The 15,916-nt window shown below is 46.8% G+C and carries 11 protein-coding genes; 8 read left to right on the top strand and 3 right to left on the bottom strand.

What is annotated here, in order from left to right; translation table 11 throughout:
• Positions 1-61 precede the first annotated feature (61 nt).
• From fliD to ABK01_RS03680, 6 genes are all read left to right on the top strand, one after another.
• Positions 62-2,041: a flagellar filament capping protein FliD gene (gene fliD / locus ABK01_RS03705; protein ID WP_253676283.1), complete on the top strand. Its 1,980-nt coding sequence runs from the start codon at positions 62-64 to the stop codon at positions 2,039-2,041.
• A gap of 57 nt (positions 2,042-2,098) precedes the next feature.
• A complete protein-coding gene (locus tag ABK01_RS03700; RefSeq protein ID WP_212566113.1) occupies positions 2,099-2,692 on the top strand; it encodes a hypothetical protein in 594 nt (197 codons plus the stop codon).
• Positions 2,693-2,707: 15 nt separating this feature from the next.
• Positions 2,708-2,971, top strand: coding sequence for a hypothetical protein (locus tag ABK01_RS03695; protein ID WP_212566112.1), 264 nt, complete (start codon positions 2,708-2,710; stop codon positions 2,969-2,971).
• 57 nt (positions 2,972-3,028) lie between these two features.
• Positions 3,029-4,315: a UDP-N-acetylglucosamine 1-carboxyvinyltransferase gene (gene murA, locus ABK01_RS03690; RefSeq protein WP_253676282.1), complete on the top strand. Its 1,287-nt coding sequence runs from the start codon at positions 3,029-3,031 to the stop codon at positions 4,313-4,315.
• A 41-nt stretch (positions 4,316-4,356) separates the two neighbouring features.
• Positions 4,357-7,113: a helicase-related protein gene (locus ABK01_RS03685; RefSeq protein ID WP_253676281.1), complete on the top strand. Its 2,757-nt coding sequence runs from the start codon at positions 4,357-4,359 to the stop codon at positions 7,111-7,113.
• A gap of 340 nt (positions 7,114-7,453) precedes the next feature.
• Positions 7,454-7,867, top strand: coding sequence for a bacteriohemerythrin (locus ABK01_RS03680; RefSeq protein ID WP_016522386.1), 414 nt, complete (start codon positions 7,454-7,456; stop codon positions 7,865-7,867).
• A 62-nt stretch (positions 7,868-7,929) separates the two neighbouring features.
• Here ABK01_RS03680 and tyrS read toward each other — a convergent pair whose 3' ends face one another.
• Positions 7,930-9,156 carry a tyrosine--tRNA ligase gene (gene tyrS / locus ABK01_RS03675; RefSeq protein ID WP_253676280.1) on the bottom strand — a complete coding sequence of 409 codons (1,227 nt, stop codon included), beginning with the start codon at positions 9,154-9,156 and terminating at the stop codon, positions 7,930-7,932.
• A gap of 246 nt (positions 9,157-9,402) precedes the next feature.
• Here tyrS and ABK01_RS03670 point away from each other — a divergent pair, with 246 nt between their 5' ends.
• Both ABK01_RS03670 and murJ read left to right on the top strand, forming a co-directional pair.
• The gene (locus ABK01_RS03670) at positions 9,403-10,950 is read left to right on the top strand and encodes a phenylalanine--tRNA ligase subunit alpha (protein ID WP_253676279.1); all 1,548 of its coding nucleotides are present in this window, start codon (positions 9,403-9,405) and stop codon (positions 10,948-10,950) included.
• A gap of 129 nt (positions 10,951-11,079) precedes the next feature.
• Complete coding sequence (murJ, locus tag ABK01_RS03665; RefSeq protein ID WP_253676278.1) at positions 11,080-12,666, top strand: murein biosynthesis integral membrane protein MurJ; 1,587 nt, start codon at positions 11,080-11,082, stop codon at positions 12,664-12,666.
• 75 nt (positions 12,667-12,741) lie between these two features.
• Here the strand turns inward: murJ and ABK01_RS03660 are convergent, their stop codons facing one another.
• Complete coding sequence (locus ABK01_RS03660; protein WP_253676277.1) at positions 12,742-14,076, bottom strand: tetratricopeptide repeat protein; 1,335 nt, start codon at positions 14,074-14,076, stop codon at positions 12,742-12,744.
• A 103-nt stretch (positions 14,077-14,179) separates the two neighbouring features.
• Entirely contained in the window at positions 14,180-15,544 is a 1,365-nt protein-coding gene (locus ABK01_RS03655) for a Na+/H+ antiporter NhaC family protein (RefSeq protein WP_253676276.1), read from the bottom strand.
• Positions 15,545-15,916 lie beyond the last annotated feature (372 nt).

Genomic DNA, 15,916 nt, shown 5'->3' with positions numbered 1-15,916 from the left:
CCGACAATGATAGTAGATAAGTTTTATCCGGCTTAACGGTAAAGGGGTTAGAGTGTCCGATATGAATATTCCCGGCATAGGAGCCGGTAAATATGATAATCTCATTGAAACGCTGATGAAAAAAGAGCGTGCCCCGCGCGATTCAGCTGCTGAAGATTTAAAAAAATATGAACGGCAAAATACTATTTGGCGAAAAATAAACCAGTTCTCTACCGAAATCCGCGAAAAAACACGGGAACTCTATTCCTTTAACAATCCCTTTGTAGAAAAGACTGTAACATCTTCCAACGAACGGGCGGTAACGGCAACCGCTTCACGGGATGCCCGCGAACAGACTTTTAAAATCTCCATCAATCAAATTGCCCAAGCGGATTCTTTTTTATCACAAGAAGTATCAAAAGACTTTCAAGTTCCGAAAGGCCTCTACACCTTTACCGTCGGCGAAAAGAAATTTTCGGTGAATTGGCAAGGCGGAAAATACCGGAGTTTTATCGATGCCGTTAATAAAAAAGGAAAAGATATTCTCAGAATTTCGGAAATAAAGACTTCGCCCAGTGCCGTTTCGTTGCTTTTTGAATCCCAGCTAACGGGGGAAGCCAATAAGCTGGAGTTTTCCGATGATGCCTTATCCTTTGCGCTCGAAAACGGTCTGATAAAAAAGAACGACCGTCCTGCAGTGGATGCCGAAAAAACAGAGGCTGCAATTCCTGCACAGACAACAGAACGCATTATGTTTTCCAAACCGGTGCGCGGCTCACAGCAGTATGTATTGGAATATACCGTATCCTTGCAAAACAATACCGATGCAGATGCTTCGCCTTCCGCGCAAGGAGAAGTATCCGCCCCCAGCGGAGAATCGATTTATGAACAAGTCGGTTCCGCATCGTATAAAGGCGTAACCGTAACCAATGCGCCGAGCGATTCAAGTATCCTGCCTGAAACTCTTGGGTTAAATCAACAAACCGCTGCCCCTGTGGAAGATTATAATGTACTATCATTAGTTTCTCCGCGTGGAACGCTTATCCCGTTGCCTGCACTAGCCGATACGGCAGAAACGCAGACCTTCAGTATCCCCTTGAGCGAATATGGTGATATTACCGGACTCACCGTACATAATAATAACACAGATAAAAGCGTATCAATAACGCAGATCAAAGTATACGATCCTAAAGCGACAGGCGAATACATACCGGTTAATCCCGTCTCGCAGGCACAGGAGGCAGCTCTTACCTTTGAAGGCATCCCTGTAAAGCGAAGCACAAATAAAATCGATGATCTTATTCCGGGAGTAACGCTCCAACTGGAGGATAAGACCGATAAACCGGAAAGTATCAGTATTAAACCGGATCCTCAACCGGCAAAGGATGCAATTATCGAATTTGTCGCAAAATACAACCGGCTTTTGGCGGAAATCAATATTGTAACGAGCAACCAGCAAGCGGTTATCGATGAAATCGAATATTTTACCGACGATGAGCGTAAAACGGCGGAAGAAAATCTCGGCGCTCTTTTCGGGGATACGACGCTGTCCGCTTTAAAAAATAATCTGCGCCAAATCGTTGCAAATGTATACCGCAAAAATACCGATACCCCAATACGGACGTTATCGCAAATCGGCATATCGACAAAATCGGATACAAGCTCAGGCCTTAATGAAGCGCGGCTCCGCGGATATTTGGAAATCGATGAAAAAAAACTTGATGAGGCTTTACAAAATTCGATGGAAGATGTCCGTTACCTTTTCGGATATGATACCGATAATGATGTGCTTGTCGATGACGGCGTCGCGTTTCAGGTATTTAAACAAATAGATCCATATGTGCAGCGGGGCGGAATTTTTTCTACGCGAACAAACGGATTGGCAGCTCAAATTAAGACGAGCAAGGATAAAATCGCGCGGTACGATAAGGCTCTTGAAAAAAAGGAGCTGGAGCTGCGGCAAAAGTATGGGAATATGGACGGAACTTTGCGAAATTTGCAAAAGCAGTCGGATATGATCAATAATTTCAGCCGACAAAATAAAGGCGGTTCTGACAACTAGCGCTGAATAATCCGCGACATTGCCGAAACGATAATCACGTGAGGAGTATGACGATAAATGGTAATAAAAATTAACGGCGAAAAACTCTCGTATACACTTGAAAATGAAAAGACCGTTGGCGAAGTGTTAGGCAGCATTGAAGAAGCGTGTTGCCGTGAACATGAAACAATCGTACAAGTTGCAGTCGATGGAAAAGAATTGACTTCGCAAGAGCTTGATCTGCTTTTTAAACAGCCGGCTGATAGCGATATTACGATCGAGCTTTCAACATTTTCCGGAACGGAAATTCGTAATTACATGAAGAGTTTGACACAAGAACTGTCCGGCTATGCGGAAGAGTTTGAGCAGATTCCGGTGTATATGCAGACCGGAAAAGATATGCAGGTTTTAAATTTGCTTGGAACTTTTTCGGAGAAACTCAAGGAATTGTATCGATCATTACTCTTATCCGATGTAACGGAACTCCCCATCGATATACAAATTGAAGAAAAATCGGTTCATGAGTATCAGAAAGAAATAACAGCGCTATTGCATGATATCGTATCAAGTATAGAAGAAAAAGATATTATTCAAGTCGGCGATTTAGCCGAATATGAATTAGCTCCCCTTGTCAAAACTTTGATAAATGGGGTATCATCAATCCTAAATTAGACGGAGACGGAAGCAGTGCTTGTAGAGGATATTATCGATATTGAAAAAAAGAATTCTCTTATTTATTATCGGGAGGAGTTTGAGGCTACCGCCGTTTATAATATTTTAGAAAGAGAGCAAAAAGGAAAAATAAGCTTTTTAATCGAAGTCAATCCTATCGGCCAACAACAACTCTTCGTACAGCTTATCGATAAACCGGACTACCCTATATTACCGATTCGTCTTGCATTAAAAGAAAAAATACAGCATTTAATTACTTCCTCCGCTCTGCCGCTTTAGGAAAAGAAGCCTCGAGTGGGGCGATTTCAGGGTAGAATATTATGTTTGGAGCAGCTCATGTATGAATATCACATTGAAGGCGGTTTCCCCGTAAAGGGTACCGTTAAGGCAAGCGGGAATAAAAATGCTGCGTTGCCTTGTATTGCCGCCGCCGTCCTTACCGATCAGCCTGTTACCATAAAAAATCTCCCTGAAATTGAAGACGTCTTTGTAATGTTTGAGATATTCAAATCGTTTGGGGGAACAATCTCTAAACTTGCTCAAAACGAATATACCTTGCAATTAAAAACCGTAACCGGCTATGAAGTACCGGCGCCGCTGGCACAAAAGATTCGGGCTTCTATTTTGTTTGCGGGGCCGCTGCTCGCGCGTTATGGAAAAGTTATGATGACACCGCCCGGCGGCGACGTTATCGGGCGACGTCGGTTGGATACGCACTTTTTGGCGCTAACAGAACTCGGTGCGCAGGTAAAGATAAACGGGCATTTTTTATTTACGGCAAATAAGCTCATCGGGCAGGATATTTTTTTGGATGAGGCTTCCGTAACCGCTACCGAGAATGCAGTGATGGCTGCGGTAACCGCCGAGGGTGAAACCGTTATCACCAATGCGGCAAGCGAGCCGCACATTCAAGACCTCTGCAAACTGTTGAACGCAATGGGAGCAAAGATAAGCGGTATCGGGTCTAATATTCTTAGTATTCAAGGAGTGCAGCAACTGCACGGCGCAGAATATCGCATCGGTGCGGATTATATGGAAGTCGGATCGTTTATCGGGCTTGCCGCGGTAACACACGGCTCGCTTACCATTACCGATATCAATCCGCCCGATATGCGGCCGATAAAGCTTGCGTTTAACAAGCTGGGCATCCGTTGGGAAATCGACGGCACAAGCCTTATTGTTTCCGCACAGCAGAGTTTAAAGGTAAACTGCGACCTCGGCGGTATGATTCCGAAAATCGATGACGCGCCGTGGCCGGGATTCCCCGCCGATCTTACCAGCATTATGGCGGTTATTGCCACACAGGTGGAAGGCACGGTGCTTATCCACGAAAAAATGTTTGAATCACGAATGTTCTTTGTCGATAAACTGATTGGTATGGGTGCACGTATTACGCTTTGCGACCCGCACCGCGCCGTCGTTACCGGTCCCAGTACCCTGCACGGTTCTGAACTGGTCTCTCCCGATGTACGCGCGGGAATGGCGCTTGTCATTGCCGCTTGCTGCGCCCGCGGTGAAAGCCTTATCCGCAATGTGTACCAAATCGAGCGCGGCTACGAACACCTCGTCGACCGGTTTAAAGCGCTCGGCGTACAGATCGAACGCAAGCCTATCTGCGTATAACATTGCACACAAATAACAACTGCGCTATACTTTTCCCGATTATGAAATATACACAGCTGCCTGTTTATGAACAAAAGGCACGGATTTTAGAGAGTTTGGATCGGCATCAGGTTATTGTCGTTGAAAGCCCTACCGGATCGGGTAAGACTACCCAGTTGCCGGTTATTTTACATGAGGCGGGCTATACACAAACCGGCATGATCGGGGTTACCCAGCCGCGGCGGATTGCAGCGCTTTCGGTAAGCGAATTTATTGCACATCAACTGAAGGTTCCGCTCGGCGATGCAGTGGGCTACAAGATGCGGTTCGAAGACCATACCTCGCCGAACACAAAGATAAAGATAATGACTGACGGTATCCTCTTGCAGGAGCTTAAACTTGACCCATGGCTCAGCAAGTATTCCGTTATTATGGTAGATGAAGCGCACGAGCGCAGTTTGAATATCGATTTTATACTCGGGCTGCTCAAGCGGATTTTACAGGAGCGGCAGGATTTTAAGGTGATTATCTCATCGGCGACTATCAATACCGATATGTTTTCGATGTATTTTAACGAATGTCCGGTGATTAAAATCGATGCGATGACCTATCCGGTTACCCTCATCTTTGACCCGCCTGCCATCACCGCCTCCACAGAGACGCTCGCTGCGGAAACAGCATTACTCGATAAAATTGCGGTGATTGTCGGGCGGATTTTAAGCGAGGGGCGCCCCGGAGCCATCCTCGTGTTTCTTCCCGGCGAGCGGGCGATTAAAGACTGCATCGAGCGGCTCTCGCATGAGTCATGGTTCCGCAAGCTCTACCCGCTGCCGCTGTACGGGCGCTTGAGCAAGGAAGAGCAGGAACGGGTGTTCAAGTCCCCGCCGTTCGGGAAAAAGAAGATTGTTATCGCAACGAACATTGCCGAAACCTCTATCACCATCAACGATATTGCCGCCGTTATCGACTCAGGCTTATCGAAGCTCAATTTTTATAATCCCTTTACCTACACGTCGAGCTTGGACGAAGCGCCGGTGTCGAAGGCATCGTGTAATCAGCGGCGGGGACGCGCGGGACGGACGCAGGAGGGGGTATGTTACCGCCTCTACACCCGCAAGGATTTTGAAACCCGCGTTATGTACACCACGGAGGAAATCTACCGCACTGATCTTTCGGAGGTGGTGATGCGGATGGCGGAGCTGGGGATCTACGACTTTGCGAACTTCGATTTTATTTCCCCTCCCGGCAAGAAGGGCATTATCGGTGCGGTAGATACGCTCAATATGCTTGGCGCGTTGGAACCTGATAACAGCCTGAGTAAAATCGGGCAGATGATGTGCCTCTTCCCGCTCAGCCCGCGTCAATCCCGTATGATTGTAGAGGCGGTACTCTATTATCCCGAATCGATTGAGGATGTATTGATTGCCGCGGGCTTTTTATCGGCACGCAGTCCCTTCCTCTTCCCCGACGGGCATGAGCTTGAAGCGAGAAAAGCCCATGCAGTATTCCGCGATCCGCTCGGCGACTTTGTGTCCTTCCTCAAGGTCTATCGGCAGTACATGCAAGCGGAAAACCAAAAGCGCTTTTGTGAACGCTTTTACCTCGACGAGCGGATTATGGCGGAAATTGCCAATATCAAGGAGCAGTTGGAGCTGATTGTCTCCGATATGGGCGTGCCGATTCTCTCCGGCGGAAAACCGGCGGATTATCTGACGGCGGTTGCCCGCGGTATGATTCAATTTGTGTGCGCTGCACAGGGGCGGGACGTATATCGCAGCCTTACCACCGAAAAGATTTCCATCCATCCGGGTTCCTGTATGTATAAGGAGCATCAGCCCTTTATCGTTGCGGGGGAGATTGTGCGTACGTCACGGATGTATGCTATGTCGGTTTCACCCCTTTCCAAAGACATTGTAGCTCTTGTTGCCCCTGCGCTCCTCGACAAAAAAGCAGCACAGCAAACGCGGGCAAAAGCCGGTAGCGGTAAGACTGATAGAGCCGCAAGCGGAACTGGAAAAGGCAGCGGCAAAGGCGGCAGTAAAAACGCACTGGGAGCCGGTGCGGTCGGAAAGCTCTCCGGCAGTGCAGGAAGAGGTGTGCCACACGACTCCGCAGCAGCATCGGAAAGCGCAGGCAGAAAAGGAACCGGCAGTGTCGGTACCGCAGCTGAAAAACAGCCGCAAACAGTATCCATCTGTGGCACCCCGTATATCGTACAAAAGATGAAAGGGAAAAAGCAGCTTTTACTGCCGTGGGAGCAGTTCAGGCATACGGTGGAGCAGCTGCGGGTGGAGCGGCAGCTGCAAGGATCCGGCAAGCCGAATACCGATTGGAATATGCAAGGCGATGCTTCGATGGAAGTCTCTGGCAGCATTATATATGACGGTCGGCTGGAACAACTCAAAAACCTGCGAGCAAAAATCACCTTCGGCAGCTATGAGCTACTCGCCGGAGAAAAGTTCGGCTTGGTATTAAGCATTGCCAAAGCCTTTCCGCTGCAACCTCTTGATTCGGAAACGCCTTTTCCACGCACCAAGAACTTTACGCTGCCGGATGACACCACAGCCCTGTTGGAGCAGCTGCCGCTTATCTTCCGCACGGTAGCGGCAAAGCAGAAGAGCAAGCAGCTCGGCTTTATCACCCTGTTCAACGACGGCAACGGTACTTTTTGGCTGAAAACTTCACGCGGCTTTCACACTGCATTGCACGAAAACCTTGCTTCCCTGCAGCAGCTCATCGACAGCGCCGGTGCAGGATTGGATGAAGCGCAAACAGCAGCTGTCAACAGGCTCTACAGCAAAATTGCAAAACTGATATAGGCAAAGGACAACTGCATCAGATTCCATTTGCAAAAGCTAACAGAAAGGCTGTTTTCAGACAAGGCATTTATGCAGCAGCCTCTTATTCTCCGGCGTTTTGCCTATCAGTCTAATGCGATTGCTCTGTCAGACGGTCTTTACATCACCGGTAAAATGTGTAATAGTTGCGAATACGAGAAGCGTAAAATAAAAACCGTACACATAGCACGGCTTTTATTTACCCAAGTTTGCTCAAACGCAAACTTGTATATTATATGCACGTTCTCACTTCGTTGCGAACGTGCGTAAAAAGTCAATCGAAAGTTGATACTTTCTTCTTGACTTTTTATGGGAGTCAATGATGGAGAAATTTGTTTCGTGGGATGTTAGTTATGATGTGGGAGTTCCGAGCGTCGATAAACAACACCGCCACTTAGTAGATTTAATCAATAGCTTATATAATGCCTGCCTTGGAGAAAAAGCAGAACTTGAAGAGACATTTAGAGATGTAATGAAAGAATTGGTAGACTATGTAATGATTCACTTTAAAGATGAAGAAGCTATCATGGAGCAAATGAATTATCCGGGGTTAAAAGAACATAAACAAAAACATGAGTTGTTCGTTAAAGAAATTTTAAAATCAGTTAATGCCTATACAAACGGCAAACAATTCGTTCCCAACTCATTTGTCCGCTTTTTGCGTGACTGGCTGTTTAATCATATCTTAATCGATGATAAAGCATGGGCACGCTATTACTTCTCACTTAAAAAATAAAACAGAAAAGGGCTGTCTTAAAAGCTGCACACTTTTAGGACAGCCTTTCGCACATTAACAAACTAAACTGAGCAGGTAACGATACGGCTAAACCGCTTCTTTCCGGCGCGGAGAATGAGTTCTCCTGTTTCGTCCAAGGCGGCGGCGGTAATGACGGCTTTAAAGTCAGTAACTGATTCTCCTGCGACAAGCGCCCCTCCCTGCTCTATTAAACGGCGGGCATCGCTCTTTGTAGCACATAAACCGCTTTGTACATATAAATCGACAATCGAAATCCCCTGCTCAAAAACGGTACGGTTCATTTCTACGGTCGGCATTGCGCTTTTATCGCCGCCGCCGCCGAATGCGGCTTTAGCACCGGCAAGCGCCGTATCTGCTTCATCTTTCCCGTGTATCTCTTTGGTGACTTCCCATGCAAGCCGCTCTTTCGCCTCGTTGATATTGCCTGCACAAATACGGTCAATCTCTTCGATCGGCAAAAAGGTAAACAGCAGCATAAAGCGGCGTACATCGGCATCGTCAACATTCCGCCAATACTGGAAAAAGTCGAATACGGGGGTCATCTCCTTGTCTAAAAAGAGTGCGCCTTTTTCGCTCTTTCCCATTTTTTTACCGTCGCTGCGAGTAATGAGGGGGAAAGTAAGCCCGAACACCTCATCACCGGTCTTGCGGCGAACTAAATCGACCCCTGCGACGATATTGCCCCACTGGTCGTCTCCGCCTATTTGCAGACAGCAGTGATGTTTTTGGTGCAGCATTAAAAAATCGTAGCTTTGCAGCAGTTGATAATTGAACTCAAGAAAAGACAGTCCCGTTTCCATCCGTATCTTGTACGCCTCAAACGAAAGCATCTTGTTAACCGAAAAACAGGAGCCGATGTCTCGAAGAAAATCGATATAGTTTAAATCGGCCAGCCAGTTTTTATTGTTTTCGGCAAAGGCTGTTTTTCCGTCAAATCCGATAAACCGATCGAGCTGCGCTTTTATTTTTTCAACATTTTCATCAAGTTGCTGATAATCCAGCATTTTGCGCATCTCAGTCTTCCCCGAAGGGTCGCCGATGCGTCCCGTGCCGCCACCAAGCAGTGCAATACCGATATGACCTGCATCGCGTAAATGCCGGAGCGCAAATTGCGGCACAAGGTGCCCGATATGCAAACTGCCGCCGGTAGGGTCGGTACCGATGTAAAACGTAACCGGACCTTTATCCATTAACGCGGACAGCGCTTCCACATTGGTGCATTGCTGAAAAAATCCGCGATCCATTAACGTTTGTAAAGCTTTATTCATAAACGGATGATACTCTTTTTTATAAATAAATGCAACTTTTGACCGCATGACTGCGCGATACAAAAACCGGTTTTCGATTCTGAAAATACTCAACGTATGATTTCGATAATTCACATCATAAATTCATAATGATAAATTACATCAGTAGTTCGACATCTCCTTTACAAAAGCCGATTATCCTATTCACTAAAATCTTTAAATGAGGTATCATTTTAGCCGTTTTATGAAAAAAAGGGGGAATCCGTTATGGATATTCAATCGGTATTAAAAAATTTACATCCGCTTGAAATCAAGGTATTAAAGAACTTTAAGATAGGCGAAGGATTATATGCGAAAAAACTGCAGGAGGTTTTGCAGTATAAAGAAGGCCATGCAAATCAGGCCTTTTCATGGCTCAAGCTCAAAGAATTAGTAAAAGAAAAAACGAGAAAGACAACCGTTGTCTACGAATTGACGGAGCTTGGCAAAGACTATGCAAAAAACGGATTGCCTGCCGAGCGGATTATCTTGTTGTTAAAGGAAGCAGGGCCGCTCAAGCTGCCCGAAATCGCGCAGAAACTCGGTTTGCAGAATAAGGATGTCGGATCTTCCTTCGGGGAGCTTTCCAAAGCGGGCTGTGCCGCGATGAATGATGAAAAAAAAGCGGCATATATAAAAACTCCTGACGATAAAAACTTCTTGCTGAAAAAAGCGCTGTTGAAGCGTGCCGCAGAATCTGCCGAGTGCCGTCTGCCTGAGGACTCTTTAACGGAGGATGAAAAAACCTGCATTGCCGATATTGCGAAAAAGCGCGGCGCTGCGGATGCCGCATTCAAGATTATTGAACGGGACGAGATTGTTTACGCCTTTACGGATATGGTTGCCGCAGTACAGAAGGCGTTGAATGCGGCGGGCATTACCGGCGATGAAACCGGACAACTGACGTCCGAAAGCCTTAAAACAGGCGCGTGGAAAACGCAAACCTTCCGCAGCTACAATATCCAGCTGCCGCCAGCCCGCGTTATCCCCGGCAGGACAAACCCCTACGTTGATTTTTTAGAGAGCGTCAAAGATAAACTCACGTCGCTCGGCTTCGAGGAATTTGATGGGCCGCTGGTCGAAACGGATTTCTGGAACTCCGATGCGCTCTTTATGCCGCAATTCCACGCAGCCCGCGACATTCACGATGTGTATTACCTAAAAAATCCTACGCACGCCAAAGCGATCGAGGAACCCTTCCTTTCCCGTGTTGCGGAAATTCACGAAACGGGCGGGGACAGCGGCAGCCGCGGCTGGAACTATCACTTTGACCGCGATTTTACCCGGCAACTCTTGCTCCGCAGCCAAGGCACAGTATTGTCCGCTCATCAGTTGGCAAAGGCAAAAATCCCGGGCAAATACTTCGGTATTGCGCGCTGCTTCCGCTACGATAAAGTAGACGCAACGCACCTTTCCGACTTTTACCAGACGGAAGGAATCGTCCTCGGCGAACAGGTCAACCTGCGGACGCTGCTCGGTATCCTCAAGATGTTTGCCGTCGAAATTGCCGGCGCCACCGAAGTGAAATATGTCGGTGGGTACTTCCCCTTCACGGAACCTTCTATAGAAGTGCATATCAAGCATCCGGTACTCGGCTGGTTCGAGTTGGGCGGCTCCGGCATTTTCCGCCCCGAAGTTACCAAGGCGATGGGCATCGACGTTCCCGTTCTGGCATGGGGTATCGGCATTGACCGTATGGCGCTGATGGCATTGGGGCTCAACGATTTACGCGAGCTGTTCAGCACCGATATCGAAGGCGTCCGGCTCCGCAGATAGCACCGTCTGCTACCGAAAATTGCAAAAACCGCTCCGCTCCAAAAGCTCCATGGTTGTGGAGCATCCTAAAGGGGCAGCGGTATGAAGCAATGCGGTAAAAAACTGCGCGTAAAACAAAAACGATAATCTATGAACCGGAAATCTTCTTTACTCAAAAGCGGTATCAGCCTATCCGTACTGACCCTTGTGTCGCGGGTTTTAGGGCTGATACGGGAAATGACCAAATCAGCCTTCCTCGGCACCGGCCCCCTTGCGGACGCCTTTACCGTTGCGTTTATGATTCCTAATCTACTCAGGCGCATCTTTGCCGAAAACAGCATGACCGTTGCGTTTATCCCTACTTTCCAGACCTATCTGGAGGGTGAGAAGTGCAATGCGCCCGATGCCAAGGCGGCGATGAAGGAGTTTCTTTCCGCAACATTCACCATGCTGTCTTTTGCCGTAACGGGCACCGTCATCATCGGGATTCTGTGCAGCGGTCTGATTATTGCGGTGTTTTTTCCGAAAATCGGCGACTTTTCCGCAACGGTACTCTTAACGCGCATCATGTTTCCGTACCTGTTGCTCATCTCCATTGCGGCATTCTTTCAGGGGATATTGAACGGCGTCCGCAGCTTTTTACCGACAGGGATTACGCCGATTTTGTTTAACCTGTCCGTCATCGGCTGCACCTTTGTACTCGCAAAACCCTGCGGCAATCCGGCGCTTGCAATGGCAATCGGCGTGGTAATCGGCGGCTCCTGCCAAATGTTGTTTCAACTCCCCTTTGTGCTGCGCGCAGGCTTTTCGTTTAAGCTGATACCGTTCCGGCGCTGTGTACATAATGCCGGAGCGCGAAAAATACTGCGGTTGATTGTGCCGACACTCATCGGAACGGCAGTGTATCAAATCAACGACCTCGTTTCCACGGCGCTCGCGACATACTCCGGAGTTGGGGTCGCCGCAAGTTTACAGTATTCAATTCGTTTACAAGAACTTATTCTCGGCATCTTCGCCGTTTCTGTCGGCACAGTTATCCTACCCGATCTTTCCGCCCATGCGGTTAATAAGCAATGGGAAGTATTTCAAAAACTTTTGCTGAATGCCGCAAAGATTATTGCACTCGTAACCGTTCCTGCAACGATTTTCCTGCTCTGTTCGGGAGAGCATGTCATCATTTTGGTGTATAAGAGCCGCCGCTTTACCGACGAGTCCGTCCGGCTCACCTTGCAGGCCTTTCAGTGGCATATCGCAGGGTTATTTTTTATCGCATTAAACAGGATTTTGACCTCGGCTTTTTATGCACAAAGCGATACCAAACGTCCCACGATTGCAGGTATTGCGTGTTTCGGAATCAATATTGTGCTGGCTGCGGCTCTGGCAGGCTTTATGCAAGGCGGCGGCATCGCGTTGGCACTGACGATTGCGAGTGCTGTCAACACCGGCCTTCTGCTGTATTTTCTTACCAAAAGCGATTCAATCGATGTGCGTACCTTGCTTACATCAGCCGCAGGTTTTACCGTTAAAATGCTGCTTTTTTCACTGATTGCCGCCGCACCGCTGTATTTTTTCGGAGCACGGCTCTACGATCCGTTAGCGGCGTACCCCCGCATTATCGCACAGGGACTTCCGCTCTTTATCAGCGCCGCGCTTTTCGCACTGATTATTTTGACGTTACTTTTGATAACGGGAGATTCTTTATTAAAGACTGCCGTACAAAAAATACGGCGGCGGTAAACGCATTAGGCCTTATTCTTGGCAAAATACTTCTGATGTGGTTGCTGGGGGCGCTGCAGTTTTTTGTATTGAAAACTATCCGATTGCGTTTAAGACTTTGTTCAAGCGGTTCTTATCAAAAAGATCCAGCGGGCGACCTTCCGTAAAGCGGCGTGCTTCTTCGGTAAAGGTACCGGCAGTCATACAAATCCCCTTACCGGCCTTCATCTCTTTAATCCTACCGTGAAAATCGCGCAGTACCAGCTCACCAACCGAGCCTTGTGACCGGAAGAAACGGTATATCACGAGATCCGCCCATTTAGAAGTATCAATTTCAGCAACAATATCGGTATAGGTTGCAAGAACGCTGATATCAAGTATCTTCACTTTAGCGTTAGGAAAGAAACGCGAAACGATTCTGCGGCATAATCCGACAAATTCACTCTGCCCCGACATTAAATAGGTATGAAGGTTTTTATTCTGATTTAATTCCTGATACCGCATGATAAGAGAAGCGACATCTTTATACCCCGGACTGACGGTCTGAATTTCTTTTAATTGAATCAGCGCTTTTTGTAAATCCTGCGTTTTAATCCGCGCAGCGGCTAAATTATAGCGCAGCTCATTCATAATATCCAACGGGATGCCGTCATGCTTTAGGCCGATTTCAAAATCTTCAATTGCCTTCTCTAATTGACCTGCACGCATCCGTATTAAACCCGCATAGAGCGCAGCACGCGGCCCCACTTCGGGGGATACCCGCAAATGAGTGAATATCTTTAACGCCTGATCATTTGAGCCGACTTCATAAAAACACTCCCCCATCGCAAAAAGCGCATCTTTATTATCAGGCTGAACATCCAATACTTTTTTTAAGCTGGGGAGCGCCTCTTGATATTTGCGTAAACTTTGGAGTGTATAACCAAGATACTTTAACGCCATCACGTTATCGGGCTGAGTGAGTAGCGCTTTCCGCAAAAACGGAACCGCTTTTTCATATTCTTTTTGAATATAGTAAATATATCCGAGATTATAGTTTATCTCGAAATGGTTGGGATTGATATTTTTTGCCAGTAAAAGCCCTTTCTTCGCCTCTACAAACCGGTCTGTTTTCAGTGCGCTGATACCGTACCGTAAGCTGATTTCAAATTGCTCCGATGGAACACGCCCGCCCATCTGATCCAACAGCGGCGCATAAGAAGCATAGGCTTTTTCCCAGTCTTGATCCTGAAAGTATATATCTCCGACCATTAAAAGTGCGGCGCTGTCATTCGGATTTTGCGCAAGCCGTTTCGTTGCCTCGCGTATCACTGCAGCCTTGTTTTTTTTGCCGATCGATAACGTTCCGCGGCCTTTGAACCCCGTCATAACAACCGTTACGACCGCAACAACTGCGATAATGATGAAAAGAGAGATAATTACAACAGACATACTGTTTGTATTATCTTATCTATTTGGATAACTGTCAAGACAAGCTCAGTTTCTGAAATATTGCTTATTTACGTGTGCGGTGTCGTACGATATTCACCAAGGTTTAACTTCGGCAATCTTCAAGATTTGATAATATTTTCGATTGTCGAATTTCAAGAAAAAGATTCCACAGCGGGATTAAATAAAGAAAAAAGGCTGCTAAAAGCACTGTTGCAGGTGCGCCGATTGAAGTCAACGGAACGCTTACCGCTATCGACCACGGCATCAGCGGCGCTACGACAACGGCGGTATTCTCCAAGTAAGATGCAAGGATGTTTTTATCTTCTATAAAATCATCACAAACTTGATGAGTCAGCATAATGGCTAATGTTTGATTGCAGGCAATCGCCGAAGCAAATACGGAGGCGGTAAGAACACTGCCGAATACGGTAATCCGATTGCTGAGCCGCTGCATAATTTGCTGCATTCCATCAAAAAAATGAGTTCCCTTAAACATTCCCGAATAACAGGACGAAATGCAGATAATTGCAGATACCCGTATCATCGACACGATCCCTCCGCCAGCCATAAGTTTTGCCAGTTCCGTATCTTGAGGATGAAAACCGAAAAAGACTATTTTTATCAGCTCTGCCGCATGAATATGCTGCAAAAATCCGGCGCAGAACAACCCTGCAAGGCAGCTTATTGCCATCGTTATTTTTACATCGATTTTAAGTAACGAAAAAAGGATGATGATAACAGCAGGAATAATGGTAAAAAGCGAAAGGTTGTAGTAATCGGCGAAGATACGGAAAGTCATACTGCTTTCTGTGCCGGAATTAATGATAGTCTCAATAATACGATTTCCCGCGCTGGGATTGATGATAATCCCGATGATGCCATACAGAACAGCTGTTACGATAAAGGGGATAAACGCTGTCCTCACCATCGTTTTAATATTATTAAAGATATCGGTGTCTGTTAATTCACTGATTAAATGCGCTCCCGACGACATCGGCGAGCAGCGGTCTCCAAAAAATATCCCCGAAATAATGGCGCCCCCTGCGTATATAACGGGAATATTCATACTGTTTGCTAATGTCATACAAATAACACCGATGGTGGCGGCGCTTCCGAAGGCGGTACCCATCAAAAACGATACAAAGCAGCATAGTAAAAAGCAGAGCAACACCATAGCCTGCGGCACCGCAACCAGAGAGGCATAGTACACGATAAAGGCGATGGTGCCGCATGCACGCCATATTGCAGTGATACAGCCTATCAACACAAAAATCATCAGAATATTTTTTACGGTTAGAATACCGCGAAAGGAATAGCGGAGCATCTCCTTCCACGTTTTGCCTTTGATAAGGCCGAATACAAAGAAGAGCGCATAGCCGAATATCAGCGCGTATAAAATTGAATAGTGAAGAATAACGCAGATAATTAAACTGACGGAAAACAGCAATAGAATACATAATTCAAGCATAAGTCTTCTACGTTCCTTTCCGTTATTATTATGCAGAGATGCGTATCTGTCAATGAGGAAGGCGCAAGGCAATTGCATCAGGTGGTTCTTGGCAACCCCGCAGAATAATGGAGATCGTCCAAGCAGAGTTGAACCTCTTCGCGGTTCAAATGCTTACCCAATCTCCATTATTCTGCGATTTTGATGTATTTGTCTGATGCAATTGTCCTTTTTCTCAAAAATAAAGTGTACAAAATTTTATCCAAAATTTTGTACAAAAGGACGGCAAAACCGCATCGAGGCAAAAAAAAGGTGATAATCACGGTACGGCTAAAGGAGAGATGTAAAGGCCGTACAATGACTATCACCGGGATTAACTGTTGTTTGTATTAA

This window comes from Treponema sp. OMZ 305 (assembly GCF_024181325.1).
Lineage (GTDB): Bacteria > Spirochaetota > Spirochaetia > Treponematales > Treponemataceae > Treponema.
This window is presented reverse-complemented; position numbering and strand designations above follow the sequence as displayed.

What these genes read in the sequence shown, in the direction of transcription:
- fliD (WP_253676283.1), top strand. Translation starts at nt 62, where the DNA reads ATGAATATTCCCGGCATAGGAGCCGGTAAATATGATAATCTCATTGAA.
- ABK01_RS03700 (WP_212566113.1), top strand. Translation starts at nt 2,099, where the DNA reads ATGGTAATAAAAATTAACGGCGAAAAACTCTCGTATACACTTGAAAAT.
- murA (WP_253676282.1), top strand. Translation starts at nt 3,029, where the DNA reads ATGTATGAATATCACATTGAAGGCGGTTTCCCCGTAAAGGGTACCGTT.
- ABK01_RS03685 (WP_253676281.1), top strand. Translation starts at nt 4,357, where the DNA reads ATGAAATATACACAGCTGCCTGTTTATGAACAAAAGGCACGGATTTTA.
- ABK01_RS03680 (WP_016522386.1), top strand. Translation starts at nt 7,454, where the DNA reads ATGGAGAAATTTGTTTCGTGGGATGTTAGTTATGATGTGGGAGTTCCG.
- tyrS (WP_253676280.1), bottom strand. Translation starts at nt 9,156, where the DNA reads ATGAATAAAGCTTTACAAACGTTAATGGATCGCGGATTTTTTCAGCAA.
- ABK01_RS03670 (WP_253676279.1), top strand. Translation starts at nt 9,403, where the DNA reads ATGGATATTCAATCGGTATTAAAAAATTTACATCCGCTTGAAATCAAG.
- murJ (WP_253676278.1), top strand. Translation starts at nt 11,080, where the DNA reads ATGAACCGGAAATCTTCTTTACTCAAAAGCGGTATCAGCCTATCCGTA.
- ABK01_RS03660 (WP_253676277.1), bottom strand. Translation starts at nt 14,076, where the DNA reads ATGTCTGTTGTAATTATCTCTCTTTTCATCATTATCGCAGTTGTTGCG.
- ABK01_RS03655 (WP_253676276.1), bottom strand. Translation starts at nt 15,544, where the DNA reads ATGCTTGAATTATGTATTCTATTGCTGTTTTCCGTCAGTTTAATTATC.